The following is a 14,207-nucleotide window of genomic DNA, read 5'->3' as shown; positions in this document are numbered from 1 at the left end:
AACACCGGTCGACCGATGACGGATGAGGAAGGAATCATCATGCCGAGTGTGCGGGTGGACGACGCGCTGGTGCCGTACGGGATGAAGGGGTCGGGTCCTGGGCTGGTGCTCGTGCACGGCACGGGGCCGGGGGCGGGGATCACCTGGGACGGGGTGGCGGACCGGTTCACCGACGCCCGTACGGTGATCACGCCCGATCTGTCGGGCAGCGACCCGGCCGAGGACGACGGCGGGGACCTGACCGTGGAGGCGCTGACCGGGCAGCTCGACGTGGTGATCGGGGACGCCGGGACCGGTCCGGTCGATCTGGTCGGGTTCTCCCTGGGGGCGCCGGTGGCCGCCGCCTTCGCGGCCACCCGGCCCGAGCTGGTACGGAGTCTGGTGCTGGTGGCCGGGTGGGCCGGTCCGGGCGACGAGTACCTGCGGAATCTCATGACCGTGTGGCGGCGGATCGCGGACGACGCCGACGCGTTCGGCCGGTTCTCCACCCTCACCGGGTTCAGCCGGGAGTTCCTGAACGCGCTGGGCCCGGACGGGGTGGAGGGGCTGGTGCCGAACCTGCGGCCGAACCGGGAGCGGCTGCGCCAGATCGACCTGAACCTGCGGGTGGACGTCCGGGACCTGCTGCCGAAGATCCAGGCGCGCACCCTGGTCATCGGGTGCGGCCGGGACCTCACCGTGCCGGTGGAGAACTCCAGGGAGCTGCACGCGGCGATCGCGGGGAGCGAGTACGCCGAGATCGACAGCGGGCACGTCGTGCTGCTGGAACGTCCGGAGGAGTGGGTCCGGCTGGTGGCCGAGTTCGTCCTGCGCCCGCAGTGATCTCCGCGTCCGCCGGCTGTCCCGCGCGTCTTTGTGCGGAACCCAGGGCAGGAGCCGCGAGGGGCGGTCGCGTCGGTGGACATCGCCGACGCGACGACCGCCCCTCGGCCTGTTTTCAGGCGCCGACGCCCGCCGCGTACGCGTCGATCTCGGCGAGCAGGGCGTTCTTGCCCTCGAAGGTGAGGAACGACGCGCGTACGCCGTTGCGGGCCAGGTCGGCCACGCCGTCCCGGTCGAGCCCGAGCAGCTCCGCGGCCACCGCGTACTCGTTGTTCAGGGTGGTGCCGAACATGGGCGGGTCGTCGGAGTTGATGGTCACGGGCACGCCCGCCTTGACCAGGGTGGCGAGCGGGTGCTCGGCCAGGTCGGCGACGGCCCGGGTCCGCACGTTCGACGTGGGGCAGACCTCCAAGACGATCCCCTCGGAGGCGAGGTGGTCGAGCAGCGCTGGGTCTTCGACGCTGTGCACGCCGTGCCCGATCCGCTCGGCCTTCAGCTCGCGGATCGCGTCCCAGACCGTCGCCGCCCCGGTCGTCTCGCCCGCGTGCGGGACGGAGTGGAGCCCGGCGGCGCGGGCCGCGGCGAAGTGCGGCGCGAACTGGGCGCGGGACACGCCGATCTCCGGCCCGCCGAGGCCGAAGCTGATCAGGCCGTCCGGCCGCTGCTCCAGGGCCACCTTGAGGGTCTGGTCGGCGCCGTGCACGCCGTCCTCGCCGGGGATGTCGAAGCACCAGCGGAGGATCGTGCCGTAGTCGCGCTCGACCGCGCGCCGGGCGTCCTCGATCACCTCGCAGAACTCGGCGGCGGCGAACCCCCGGGAGAGGTGCAGGTGCGGCGTGACGGTGAGCTCGGCGTACCTGACCCGCTGCGCGGCGAGGTCGCGGCCGACGCCGTGGAAGAGCGACCAGACGTCCTCGGGGTCCCTGATCAGGTCGACGACGGCCAGGTACACCTCGATGAAGTGGGCGAAGTCGCGGAAGACGAAGTAGTCGGCGAGGAGGTCGGGGTCGGCCGGGACGGGAGTTGAGCCCTCGTGGCGCGCGGCCAGCTCGGCCACGATCTGGGGCGACGCGGAGCCCACGTGGTGCACGTGCAGCTCGGCCTTGGGCAGCCCGGCGATGAATTCGGTGAGGTCGGGAGCGATCACCGGATGACCGTAACAACGGTCGCCGACCCCGTACCAAGCTCGAACGCCCTTTCTCACACAAGAATGTCAGGATCAGCCCGGGAGCTGGCCGAGGGTGACGGTGACGGTGCTCGTGGTCCCGCTCGGGTACAGCAGCGTGACCTTGGTGCTCTGGCCGGGCTGGAGCCGGGCGAGCGCCTCGGACAGCGCCGTCGTGTTCGGGGTCGGGGTGTCGTTGACCTTGACGATCACGTCACCCGGCCTGATCCCGGCCTGTTCGGCGGCGCCTCCGTTGGTGACCCGGCCGACCAGCACGCCGATCGGCGAGCCCAGCGCGTCCACCGCGGTGCCCACCTGGATGCCGAGCGCCGCCCGGTGGCTGTTGACGACCCTGCCGTTCTTGATGATCTGGTTGGCGATGTCGGACGCCGTGTCGCTCGGGATGGCGAAGCCGATGCCGGGCGCCGCGCCCAGTTCGGGGTCGACCGCGGCCAGGCTCGGGATGCCGATGACGCGGCCGCTCATGTCCACGAGCGCGCCGCCGCTGTTGCCCGGGTTGATCGCGGCGGAGGTCTGGATGGCGTCCGGGATGGTCGAGGTGGGCGTGCCCTCGCCGCTCGATCCGCTGACAGTGCGGCCCAGCCCGGAGACGATGCCCTCCGTGACGCTGCCGGAGTAGCCGAGCGGGTTCCCCATGGCCAGCACGATCTGGCCCACCCGCAGGTCGGCGGAGCGGCCGAAGGACGCGGGCTGCAGGCCCTGCGTGTTGTCCACCTTGATCACGGCGAGGTCGCCGGCCGGGAAGACGTTCATCAGCCGGCCGGTCCGTTGCTTCCCGCCGGTCGCGAGCGTCACCGAGAACCGCTTGGCCCCCTGCACCACGTGGGCGTTCGTCAGGATGTGGCCGTCCTTGTCGTAGACGATGCCGGAGCCCAGGCCCCGGTTGGTGGTGATCTGCACGATCGATGGCAGGACCCGCTTGATGACCTGTTCGTACGAGCCCTCCAGCCCGGACGGGCCGCCCGGGTGCGCGGGCGTCGCGCCCGCCGGGGCGGACGGTGACGGGGGCGGTGTCCCGGTCGGGGCGGAAGCGCCGGCGGTGAGGCCGGCCATCGGGCTTCCGCAGGCCGCGCAGACGAGCAACGCCATCGACGCCGCGGTGCGGCCGAGGGTGCGTGAACGTCCCATGCGCGAGCGACTACCCCCGTGGAGGGAGGTATTCCTGACGGACTGTGACAATGCCGTCGCGACGTGGCGTTTGTCGCGTAATCTGCGGGCATGGCCGAGGCTGGTGAGCCCTACACGACCCCGATGCCCCAGGTGCGGCCGGAGCCGCCTCCACGTCCACGGCGGGCCCGCCTGATCTACACCGCGCTCGCGGCCGTGGGGACGGCCGTCGCCATCGTGCTGGTGTTCACGGCGTTCTCCGGCGACCGGCCGGGGGCCGCGCCCACGCCGCTCCACCAGGGGCGGCCGGGGACCGGTCCCACCGTCTCGGCGTCCCCTTCCGCCTCGGCCGTACCGCGGCCGGTCCGGCTGCCCCCGGTCCCCACGGCGCTGTCCATGGTCGTCCACCCGGGCGCGGGCACCCCGGCCGGCGACTTCGTGGTGGACAAGAAATCGGGCATCGGGTACGGCGGGTTCGCCGCCCCGTGGCGGACCGCCGCCCACCCCGCCCCGTTCACGCACACGCAGCGCGCGGGCCGGGCGCTGATCGTCTCCTGCCCGATGCCGGGAACGGTCCCGGGCGGCCTCACCACCCCGGAGGCGTACCGGGCGGTCGCGGCGCGGGCGGCCAGGTGGACGCTGCGCTTCCAGCCGGAGGGCGGTTCCCTTGACTGGACGGCGTCGCAACCGCTGCGGCGGGGGACGGGGTGGCTGCTCGGCTACCGCGTGACATACCGGATCGACGGGCGCAGGCACGCGTCCGAGGCGATCGTGGCCGTGGTCGGCACCGGCGGAAAGAAGCCCGCGCTGCTGTTCGCCACGGTCCCGGACACGCGCCAGGAGCTCTATCGCGACCTCAATATGCTCTTTTGGACCCTTCGTCCCATGTAGAGGGATGTAGCCGGAGAACAATCCTCCAGAATATGATTCTGGGAAATTCCCCTGCGATGGTTCGAGCCTGGAGGGTCGGATGGCGATCGGTCTGAGCGAGGAACACGAGGCGCTGCGCGAGTCGGTCACCGGGTGGGCCGAGCGCACCATCCCCGCCGACGTGGTGCGGAGCGCGGTGGCGGCCGCCGGCGGCGGGGCCGAGGAACGTCCTCCCTTCTGGGCCGGCCTGGCCGAACAGGGATTGCTCGGCCTGCACATCCCCGAGGAGCACGGCGGCGCCGGGTACGGCCTGCTGGAGGCGGCGGTGGCGATCGAGGCGCTCTCGGAGCGGGTGGCCCCGGGCCCGATCGTGCCGACCGTGCTCGCGGGCGCGGCCATCCTGGCGGCCGACGGCAAGGCCCACGCGGAGCTGCTGCCCGGGTTGGCCGACGGCACCCTGGTCGGGGCGGTCGCGCTCACCGGAGCGATCTCCGGCGTCCGCGAGGGCGGGGTCTTGACGATCAGCGGCGTGGCCGAGCCGGTGCTCGGCGCGACGCTCGCCGACGTGCTGGTGCTGCCGGTCTCGACGGACCGCGGCGAGGAGTGGGTCGCGCTGGACGCGGCCCAGGCGACCGTCACCCCGATCCCGTCGCTCGACCTCACCCGCGGTGTGGCCAAGGTCGAGGTGTCGTCGGTGGCCGTGCCCGCCGAGCGCGTCCTCGACGGGCTGGAGGGCCCGGACGTCCTCAACCTGGCCGCGATCGTCCTCGGCGCGGACGCGGCGGGCGTCGCCTCCTGGTGCGTCTCGGCCGCCGCCGACTACGCCAAGGTCCGCGTGCAGTTCGGCCGCCCGATCGGGCAGTTCCAGGGCATCAAGCACAAGATCTCGCGGATGCTGGTCGCGTTGGAGCAGGCCAGGGCGACGGTGTGGGACGCGACCCGGGCCACCGGCGAGGAGCTGGCCTACGCCGCCGCGATCGCGGGCGTGACGGCTCCCGACGCGGCCGTGCAGTGCGCCAAGGACGCCATCCAGGCGTTCGGCGGCATCGGCTACACCTTCGAGCACGACGCGCACCTGTACTACCGGCGCGCGCTGAGCGTGCGGGCGCTGCTCGGACCGTCGGCGGACTGGGCCGAGACCGTCGCCTCGCTGGCGCTCGGCGGCGTCTCCCGCGAGATGGAGATCGACCTGCCCGAGGATGCCGAGCCGCTGCGCGTCGCGATCCGGGAGGAGATCGCCCGGATCGCTGAGCTGTCCACCGAGCCGGACGGCCCCGGCGGGCGGGGCAGCGAGCAGAAGCGCGCGCTGGCCTCCTCCGGCTTCGTCCTGCCGCACCTGCCCAAGCCGTGGGGCCGGGGCGCGAGCCCGCTGGAGCAGGTGCTGATCCACCAGGAGCTGCGCGCGGCGAAGGTCGCGCTGCCCCAGATGATCATCGGCGCCTGGGTCGTGCCGTCCATCGTCACGTACGGCACGCCCGAGCAGCAGGAGCGCTTCCTGCCGCCGACGTTGAGCGGCGAGATGATCTGGTGCCAGCTCTTCTCCGAGCCGGGCGCGGGTTCCGACCTCGCCTCGCTGCAGATGAAGGCGGAGAAGGTCGAGGGCGGCTGGCGGCTCAACGGCCAGAAGATCTGGACGTCGGTCGCGCACGTCGCGGAGTGGGCCATCTGCATCGCCCGCTCGGACAGCAGCCGGCCCAAGCACGAGGGCATCACGTACTTCATCGTGGACATGAAGGCGCCGGGCGTGACCGTGCGGCCGCTGACCGAGATGACGGGGGAGAACCTGTTCAACGAGGTCTTCCTCGACGACGTGTTCGTGCCGGACGACCTCGTCGTGGGCGCGGTCAACGAGGGCTGGAAGGTCGCCCGCAACACCCTGTCCAACGAGCGGGTGTCGCTGTCGTCCGGTTCGGGCGGGACCGGCGCCTCGGTGCCAGACCTGCTCGGTCTGTGCGGCAAGCTGAACCGGGAGCTCACCGCGGTGGAGCGGCAGGAGCTCGCCCGCGTCGTCTGCGAGAGCCACTCGATCAACGCGCTGTCGCTGCGGGTCACGCTCAAGCAGCTCGCCGGGAGCGAGCCCGGCGCCGACGCGTCCGTGCGCAAGCTGCTGTCCACCTCGCACGCGCAGAACGTGGCGCAGGCGGCGGTCGGCCTCCTCGGCGCGGCGGCGGTGACCGCCGCCGACTGGAAGCTCGGCGACGCGGGCTACTGGAACCGGGCCATCCTCGCCACCCGAGCGATGACGATCTACGGGGGCACGACCGAGGTGCAGCTCAACATCATCGCTGAGCGTATGCTCGGCCTGCCGCGCGACCCGGAGCCCGGCAAGTAGGCCCGTTCCCCGCGCCGGTCGGTGACGGGCCGGGAGCGGTGGAGGGAGCGATGCGCCGGTGCGCCCGCACGTGACGCGGCCAGGCCGCTCCCGCCGCCTGCTCGCGCGCTTCGCCCCGGCCGCCGTCGGGTTGCTGCTCGGCGTGCTGGCGCTCGGGCCGGCGCTGGGACCCGGCTTCGCGCTGCGGTACGACATGGTGTTCGTGCCGGACCCGCCGCTGGTCCTCGGATCGGGCGGGTCCGGCGGTTTTCCCCGGGCGGTGCCGAGCGACCAGGTCGTGGCGCTGCTGTCGCTCGCGCTCCCGGCGGACGTGGTGCAGAAGGCGCTCCTGCTCGGCGTCTTCGTGCTCGCCGCGTCAGGGGCGGCGGCGCTGTCGCCGGGGGACCGGACGGCGGCGCGGCTCGCGGCCGCCGCCTTCTACGCGTGGAACGCCTATCTCGCGCAGCGGCTGCTGCTCGGCCAGTGGGCGCTGCTCCTGGGGTTCGCCGGGCTGCCCTGGGCGGTGCGCGCGGCGGCCCGGCTCTGCGCCCGCTCCGGCGTGGCGCGCCTGCGCGAGGTCGCGGGGGACACGGCGCGGCTGGCGGTGGCGCTCGTGCCCGCCGCGGTCGGCGGCTTCCAGGCGATGCTCGTCTCCGCACTGGTCGTGCTGCCGGTCGCGGCGCTCGGTCGTGGCCTGGCCGACGGCCACCAGGTGGCGACGCCGCTGCGCCACCTCGGCCGCCGGGACCTGTCGGAACGGGCGCGGGCCGTTCTGGTGAGCGTTGTGGTCGTCGGCGTGCTGAGCCTGCCGTGGCTGGTCCCGGCTCTCCTCAGCCGGGCGGTCACGGATCCCGCGGGGGTGGAGGCGTTCGCGGCGCGGGCCGACGGGCCCTTCGGGACGCTCGGCAGTCTGCTCAGCCTCGGGGGTGTCTGGAACGCCGAGGCGGGGGTGCCGGGGCAGGGCTCGTGGAGTGTCGCCGCCGTGCGTCTCGTCCTCAGCGTGGTGGCGCTGGCCGGGTTCGTGGGATTCGCCCGGGTCGCCGTCGCGGGGGAGCGGCGGTTCGCCCTCGCCGGGTTCGTAAGGCTGGCCGGAAGGGGTTGGGGGAGGAACGCCGGCGCCGGGCGGTATGTGCCGGGGCTCGCGGTGGCGGCGGTCGCCGGCCTGGGCGTGGCCTGCCTGGGCGCCTTCGCACCTGGCGTGCTCAAGGGGCTGATCGGGTGGTGGCCGGGGTTCGGCCCGTTCCGCGACGGCCAACTCTTCATCGCTCCTCTCGTGCTCTGCCAGGCGATGGGCTTCGCGTACGTGGCCGACCGGCTCGGACGCATGGGGTTCGCCGCGGCGGCCGTGCCCGTGCTGGTGCTGCCCACGTTCGCCCTGGGCGCGTTCGGCCGACTGGCGGCGGTGGACTATCCGGACGAGTGGCGGCGGGTCCAGGCCCTCGTCAATGCCGACCCGGCCCCGGGCGCGTTGGTGTCGCTGCCGTGGGGCGCGCACCGCGCGTTCGCGTGGAACGGCGGGCGGGTGATCCTCGACCCGGCCACCAAGATGTTCGCCCGACCGGTCCTGTGGGACGACACGCTCGTGGTCGAGCGGCGGGCCGGAGGCGCGATCCGGGTCGCGGCGGAGGCGCCGCGGGCCCGGCGGATCGGCGCGCTGATCCGGGACGGGCACGGCCCGCTCACCGCGGCCTTCCTCCGCGAAGACGTGAAATTCGTTCTCATCGCGCAAAAAAATGAGAACGAGTTCTCGTCTCGATTCCCCGGGGCGCGGCCGATTTTGAGTGCCGGAGAGCTGCTCTTGTTGCGGCTGTGAGCTGGGATTACCGGACAATTGGCCGGATACCAGAGGGTAACTTGCATTGTCACGGTTTGACTAACGCTCTGGCTTATGACCTGTATCACGTTCTACTCTCGGCACACTGCGTACGGATCCGGGAGGGAGAGGCACGATGTTGAAGGTGCTGGCCGCGCTGGCGGTCGGAGCGGTGCTCGCCGGCGTCGCCTCGGTGGCGGTCGTCAACGTCGCTTCGCCGACGCCTGAGCCTCCGAACAAGCCGCTCTACAACTACGGCACTCGCTGATCTTTTCGATCGCGCTGAACTAGATCACCGGTAAATCCGGTCCGCGGGCCCGGCGGGCGATGGGTTCTGTTTCGCCATGCCTTTTCCGGGTTTCCGGGCCGTCGCAAGTATTCACGAAATTTCCCGCCTTTTCGATTTTCTTCGCAGAGCGCGGCGGAGCCGCGTCGGAAAGCAGAGTGCGGCGGAGCCGGCACCAGGGAGCCAAAGTGCGGCGGAGCCGTACGAGGAACGGGAGGAGCGATCGTGGCCGTACCGGATGTGGGAGCGAGTGGCCCGTTCGCGCCCGAGCGGCGCGGCCGGCACCGTCCCCAGCTCCTCGGGCCCGCCGCCGCCTCCCAGCCCTCCCTGCGCGGCGTGCGGGTCGCCGTGCTCAACTTCCGCGAACCGCTCCAGTCGGTCGCCGGGGGCGCCGAGGAGTACGCCTGGCAGGTCAGCCGCTTCCTCGTGGGCGAGGGCGCGCTGGTCCACTTCGTCACGAGCCGGGAGCCCGGGCAGCGCGCGGCCGAGCTGCGGGACGGCATCGAGCTGCGGCGGATGGGCAACCGCTACCTCGTCTACCTGCTGGTGCCGCTGTGGCTGCTGCTCAGGCGGCGGAGGTTCGACCTGGTCATCGACTCGATGAACGGCATCCCGTTCTTCGCGCCCCTGGTCGTCGCGCGGCGCACCGCCGTCGTGTCGCTGGTCCACCACGTCCACGACCGGCAGTTCTACGCGTTCTTCCCCCGCTGGCTGGCGTGGATCGGCTGCTTCGTCGAGGGGCCGGTCGCCCGCGTCGTGTACCGGAACCGGACCACGGTCACCGTCTCGGAGTCGTCGCGCGACGAGCTGCGCGCCCGGCTGCGCTGGCGGGCGCCGATCGTGATCGTCCCCAACGGGAGCCCGGTCGCCCGGCCCGTCGCGGACATGCCGGTGGAGGGCGAGCCGGCCCTCGTGTACGTGGGCCGCCTCGTCGGGCACAAGCGGATCGACCGGGTCGTGGACCTGGCCGCCGACCTGCGCGAGGCGTGGCCGGGCCTGGCCGTCCACGTGGTCGGGCGCGGTCCGGAGCTGGACCGGCTCGCGGACCGCGCGCGGGAGCGCGGCGTGACCGAGCGGGTGCGCCTGCACGGCTACCTCTCGGAGCCGGAGAAGAACGCGGTCATCAAGGCGGCGGTGCTCAACGTGACCGCCTCGGAGTTCGAGGGCTGGGGCCTCACGGTGATCGAGGCGGCGGCGCTCGGCGTGCCCACCGTGGCGTACGACGTGGCCGGGCTGCGCGACTCGGTCAACGACGGGGTGACCGGCTGGCTGGTGCGCGAGGGCGACTGTCTGGCCACCGTCGTCGAACGCGCGCTCAAGGAGCTGGCCGACCCGGAGCGGCGCGCCCGGATCCAGGACGCATGCCGAAACTGGGCAAGGGAGTTCACATGGGGCAAAACCGGAGCTAGCATGGCGGATCTCGTCGCCGCCGAGCTCGCCAAGAGCACCCCCTTTCCCGGAGCAGCTCAGTGACCCTTGCCGGCTGGATCCGCCAGGTGGCACCACCCCCTTCAGACCACGAGAACGGCCCCGGGAACGTCCCCCGGAACGGCCGCGAGAACGACACGGAGAGCCGCGCCGGGGCCGACCCCGGGGCGTGGCCGAACCACGACGCCGGTGACGACGGCGGACGGGACGGTGGTGGCGGGGACGGCGGTGGCGGGGACGGCGGCTACAGCGGGCGCTTTCGGCATCGGCTGCGCCTGCTCGCGGGATGCCTGCTCCTCGCCGCGGTGGCCTTCAACACCGCCACCGAGAAGATCATCGCCGAGACCAAGCTCGACATGGCGGTCAACCCGCTCGCGTTCCTCGGCCGCGCGCTGCACCTGTGGGACGACGCCTACTTCGGCCACCTGCAGAACCAGGCGTACGGCTACCTGTTCCCGATGGGCCCCTTCTACGCGCTGTTCCTCGCGCTGGACATGCCCGCGTGGAACGTGCAGCGCCTGTGGATGACGTTCGTGCTGTGCGCCGCCTTCCTCGGGACGGTCCAGCTCGCCCGTGCGCTGCGGATCGGCACGCCGGGCGCCCGGATCCTAGCCGGGTTCGCGTACGCGCTGGCCCCCCACGCGCAGGCGCTGATCGGCATCAACTCCTCGGAGTTCCTGCCCAGCGCGATGCTGCCGTGGGTCATGCTGCCGCTGGTCAAGGGGGCCAGGGGTGAGCTGGGGCCGCGCCGGGCGGCGGCGCTGTCGGGGGTCGCGTTCCTGTTCTGCGGCGGCGTCAACGCGGCGGCCGAACTGGCCGTGCTGATCGTCCCCTTCGTCTACCTGCTCACCCGGGCGCCGGGGCCGCGCCGCCGGCGGCTGCTCGCCTGGTGGCTCGGCGCGGTCGCCGCCGTCGCCTGCTGGTGGCTGGTCCCGCTGCTGGTGATGGGCCGGTACGTCTTCTCGTTCCTGCCGTACATCGAGAACGCCGCCGCCACCACGCAGGTCACGTCGCTCACCAACACCCTGCGCGGCACGTCGAGCTGGCTCGCGTTCCTGTCCGTGGACGGCGAGCCGTGGATGGCGGCGGCCTACGAGCACGCGCTGCGCCCCTGGCTGATCGTCGTCACGGTGCTGATCGCCTGCCTCGGACTGGCCGGCCTGCTGCGCCGCGACCTGCCCGAGCGCGCCTTCCTGCTGATCTCGCTCCTCACCGGGGTGGCGATCGTGGTCGCCGGGCACGCCAGCGCGGTCGCCGGCCCGCTCAACCCTCCCGTGCTCGGCCTGCTCGACGGCGTGCTCGCGCCGTTCCGCAACCTGCACAAGTTCGACGCGCTGATCCGCCTGCCCATGGTGCTCGGCCTGGCCGGGCTGCTCACCCTGGCCCGGGCGCGGTGGCGGCCGCGGCTCGCCGCGGCGAGCGCCGCGCTGGTCGCGCTCACCTGCGTGCCCGTGGTCGCCCAGGGGCTCGCCCCCTCCGGGGCGTTCGCGGAGATCCCGGACTACTGGAAGCAGGCGACCACCTGGCTGGACGACAACGCGGGCGACGGCACGGTGCTCGCCCTGCCCGGGTCCAAGCACGGCGAATACCTGTGGGGCCGCCCCCTCGACGAGCCCATGCAGCCGCTGCTCACCGCGCGCTGGGCGACGCACACCATCGTGCCGTGGGGGTCGGCGGGCGTCACCCGGCTGCTCGCGGCCATCGACGACCGCTTCTCCAGCGGCCAGGGGTCGGCCGGGCTCACCGCCACCCTGCGCCGGATCGGGGTCTCCCACCTCGTCGTGCGCAACGACCTCGACCGGCGCACGATCGGCGGCGCCTGGCCGGCCCGCGTCCATCAGGCGATCGAGGACTCGCCCGGCCTCAGGCTGGTGGCGAGGTTCGGCCCCGGGGTCGGGATCGCCCGGAACGACACCGCCTCCGGCTGGCTGGACCAGCCGTACCACGCGGTGGAGATCTACCAGGTCGAGAACCCCGCGCCGCGCGCCGGCACCGTGCCGGTCGAGGGCGCGCTGCGGGTGGGCGGGGCGCCGGAGGCCCTGCTCACCCTCGCCGAGCAGGACCTCCTCTCCGGCGACCGCCCGGTGATCCTCGGGGACGACCCGGGCGCGCTGGACATCCCGCCGTACGACACGATCGTCACCGACACCCTGCGGAAGAGGGGGGTCGCGGTCAGCGACCTCAGGCAGGCGTCCACCGCCACCCTGACCAGGGACGACCCCGACCCGGGCACCGACCTGACCGATCCGGCGTGGACGACGTTCCAGTCGACCGCCCGGCTGTTCGAGATCGTGGACGTGCGCGCCTCCTCGTCCGAGGCGGACGTGACCGCCATGCCGGGCTCGCGCGACCCCGGGCACCAGCCGTACGCGGCGCTGGACGGGGACCTGCGGACGAGCTGGCGCTCCAGCGGCTGGAAGGGAGCGGTCGGCGAGTGGCTGGAGGTGCGCCTCACCCGGCCGGTCCAGCTGCCGTACGTGACGATCGCGCTGGAGCAGGCCGCGATCGGACCGCCGCCGGCGGAGATCGAGGTGGAGACCGACGCGGGCACACTGCGGCAGCCCGTACGCGACACCGAGGCGGAGCAGCGGCTCGCCGTCCCGCCCGGCGAGACGAGCCGGGTCCGCGTCCGGGTCACCCGGCTGGCCTACCCGCCGAAGACGACGCTCGGCAGCCGGGTCGGCGTCGCCGAGCTGACCATCCCCGGCGTGCGGCCGGGCCGCACCGTCGTCGTCCCCGAGGTGCCCGGCGACCGGTCCGGCGAGGCGACCGTGTCGTTCAGCCGCAACGGGAACGTGCCGGCCTGCATGCGCGGCTCCTACGTGTGGACGTGTTCCGGGCGGCTGGAGGTGCTGGGCGAGGACGGGTACGGCTTCGACCGCTCCTACGTCTCGCAGGGGTCGGGCGACCGGGTCGTCACCGGCCAGGCCGTGCTCACCGACCGCACGGCGGTCGAGAAGCTCACCACGCTCCCGAACGACCCGCTGACCGTCACGACCTCCTCGACCTTCACCGGCCACCCGGCCGCGCTCGCCAGGTCGGCCTTCGACGGCGACCCCAAGACGGTCTGGTACGCCTATCCGTTCGACCGCAGGCCGTCGCTCGACGTGCGGCTCGCCCGCGAGACCACGCTGTCCCGGATCAAGGTCGTCTTCCCCGACTCCCATCTCGGGGCCCCTCCCGTACGGGTGACGCTGCGGGCGAAGGACGGCGGCGTCCGCGAGGGCTGGGTGGGCCGGAACGGGTGGATCGCCTTCCCTCCGCTCAAGGCGCGCGAGCTGACCATCGAGTTCAGCGCGCCCAGCTCGCGCTCGCTGGAGGTCACCGACATCACGATCCCCGGCGTGCGTCCCCTCGGTGGGCTGGGCGGCTTCGCGCTGCGGCTGCCCTGCGGCTACGGCCCGACGCTGCGGGTCAACGACGTGCCGGTGAACACCGAGATCGTCGGGGGCACGCTGGCGGACGTCCTGGCCGGCCGGCCGCTGACGTTCCGGACGTGCGAGCGGGTGAGCGTCCTCCCCGGAGAGACCCGGCTGACCGCGGCGGCGGACGATCCGTACCGCATCCAGGCGGCGGTCGTGCGGGCTCCGGGGGCGGCGACGGCGCCGGCCACCGCGATGCGCGCGGTCGACGAGGAGGAGTGGACCGGCTGGGAGCGCCGGGTCCGGGTCGCGGCGGGCCGGGAGAGCTACCTGGTCGTCAACGAGAACTTCAACCAGGGCTGGCACGCCTACGCGGGCGACCGGGAGCTGACCGCGGCGCGGCTCGACGGCTGGCGGCAGGCGTGGATCCTGCCCGAGGGCACGGCGGGGACCGTGACCATGCGGTATGAGCCGGACGCGGTGTACCGCGCCGGGCTGGTGGCGGGAGGCGTCCTCTCCCTCCTCGTGGTCGCGCTCGCGCTGGCCCCCACCCGCCGCCGGGACGGCCCCGCGCTGCCCGCCTGCGCGCCCAGGCGTGTCGCGGCGCGGTGGCTCTGGCCGGTCACGGCCGCGTACGGCTTCTGGACCGGCGGCGTCGTGGGCCTCGTCGTGCTGGCCGCGGTCTTCGCCGCGACGCTGTGGTTCCGCCGGATCTCGACCGCCGCGCACGCCAGACGCGGCGCCCTGTTCCGCCTGCTGCGGGCGCTCGCCTCGCCGCGCCTCGGGATCGTGTCGTTCGCCCTCGCCGGGCTGAGCCTGGCCGTGGGGACGTACCTGCTCGGCGTGGAGAACACCGCGTGGGGCCGCCCGCTGACCGACCTGGTGCCCCAGCTCCTCTGCCTGGCGCTGCTCGCCTGCCTGTTCGGGAACATCCCCGGCAGGCCGGTCGCCGTCCGGGCGCCCTCGCTGCCGCGGGTCGAGATCGCCACTCGTGATCCCAGCCTTTCGGGAGTACCGTGACA

Annotated in this window: 9 protein-coding genes; 7 read left to right on the top strand and 2 right to left on the bottom strand. The window is 73.3% G+C overall.

Features of this window, described 5'->3' with window-relative positions; translation table 11 throughout:
- Positions 1–39: 39 nt before the first annotated feature.
- Positions 40–822 carry an alpha/beta fold hydrolase gene (locus tag AWQ68_RS00600; protein WP_066932882.1) on the top strand — a complete coding sequence of 261 codons (783 nt, stop codon included), beginning with the start codon at positions 40–42 and terminating at the stop codon, positions 820–822.
- Positions 823–937: 115 nt separating this feature from the next.
- Here AWQ68_RS00600 and AWQ68_RS00595 read toward each other — a convergent pair whose 3' ends face one another.
- Both AWQ68_RS00595 and AWQ68_RS00590 read right to left on the bottom strand, forming a co-directional pair.
- The gene (locus AWQ68_RS00595) at positions 938–1,969 is read right to left on the bottom strand and encodes an adenosine deaminase (protein ID WP_218006734.1); all 1,032 of its coding nucleotides are present in this window, start codon (positions 1,967–1,969) and stop codon (positions 938–940) included.
- A gap of 72 nt (positions 1,970–2,041) precedes the next feature.
- The gene (locus tag AWQ68_RS00590; protein ID WP_066932879.1) at positions 2,042–3,136 is read right to left on the bottom strand and encodes a S1C family serine protease; all 1,095 of its coding nucleotides are present in this window, start codon (positions 3,134–3,136) and stop codon (positions 2,042–2,044) included.
- Positions 3,137–3,226: 90 nt separating this feature from the next.
- On the opposite strand from AWQ68_RS00590, the gene AWQ68_RS00585 reads away from it, so the two are divergent.
- From AWQ68_RS00585 to AWQ68_RS00565, 6 genes are all read left to right on the top strand, one after another.
- Positions 3,227–4,006, top strand: coding sequence for a hypothetical protein (locus tag AWQ68_RS00585; protein WP_157544730.1), 780 nt, complete (start codon positions 3,227–3,229; stop codon positions 4,004–4,006).
- A 79-nt stretch (positions 4,007–4,085) separates the two neighbouring features.
- A complete protein-coding gene (locus AWQ68_RS00580; RefSeq protein WP_066932873.1) occupies positions 4,086–6,317 on the top strand; it encodes an acyl-CoA dehydrogenase family protein in 2,232 nt (743 codons plus the stop codon).
- A 58-nt stretch (positions 6,318–6,375) separates the two neighbouring features.
- Positions 6,376–8,109, top strand: coding sequence for an MmpA family trehalose lipid delivery protein (locus AWQ68_RS00575; protein ID WP_245655684.1), 1,734 nt, complete (start codon positions 6,376–6,378; stop codon positions 8,107–8,109).
- Between the two features lie 136 nt (positions 8,110–8,245).
- A complete protein-coding gene (locus tag AWQ68_RS45560; protein ID WP_281195720.1) occupies positions 8,246–8,377 on the top strand; it encodes a hypothetical protein in 132 nt (43 codons plus the stop codon).
- Between the two features lie 243 nt (positions 8,378–8,620).
- A complete protein-coding gene (locus tag AWQ68_RS00570; RefSeq protein ID WP_245655683.1) occupies positions 8,621–9,868 on the top strand; it encodes a glycosyltransferase family 4 protein in 1,248 nt (415 codons plus the stop codon).
- Positions 9,865–14,205, top strand: a complete 4,341-nt coding sequence (locus AWQ68_RS00565; RefSeq protein WP_066932867.1) for an alpha-(1->3)-arabinofuranosyltransferase — start codon at positions 9,865–9,867, stop codon at positions 14,203–14,205. The genes AWQ68_RS00570 and AWQ68_RS00565 overlap by 4 nt, the downstream gene beginning before the upstream one ends.
- The last annotated feature ends 2 nt before the right edge of the window (positions 14,206–14,207 follow it).

Source organism: Microtetraspora fusca (assembly GCF_001570365.1).
In the GTDB taxonomy this organism is placed as follows: Bacteria; Actinomycetota; Actinomycetes; order Streptosporangiales; family Streptosporangiaceae; genus Microtetraspora; species Microtetraspora fusca.
Note: the sequence above shows the minus strand (reverse complement) of the source record. Positions and strands in the feature narration are given on the sequence as shown.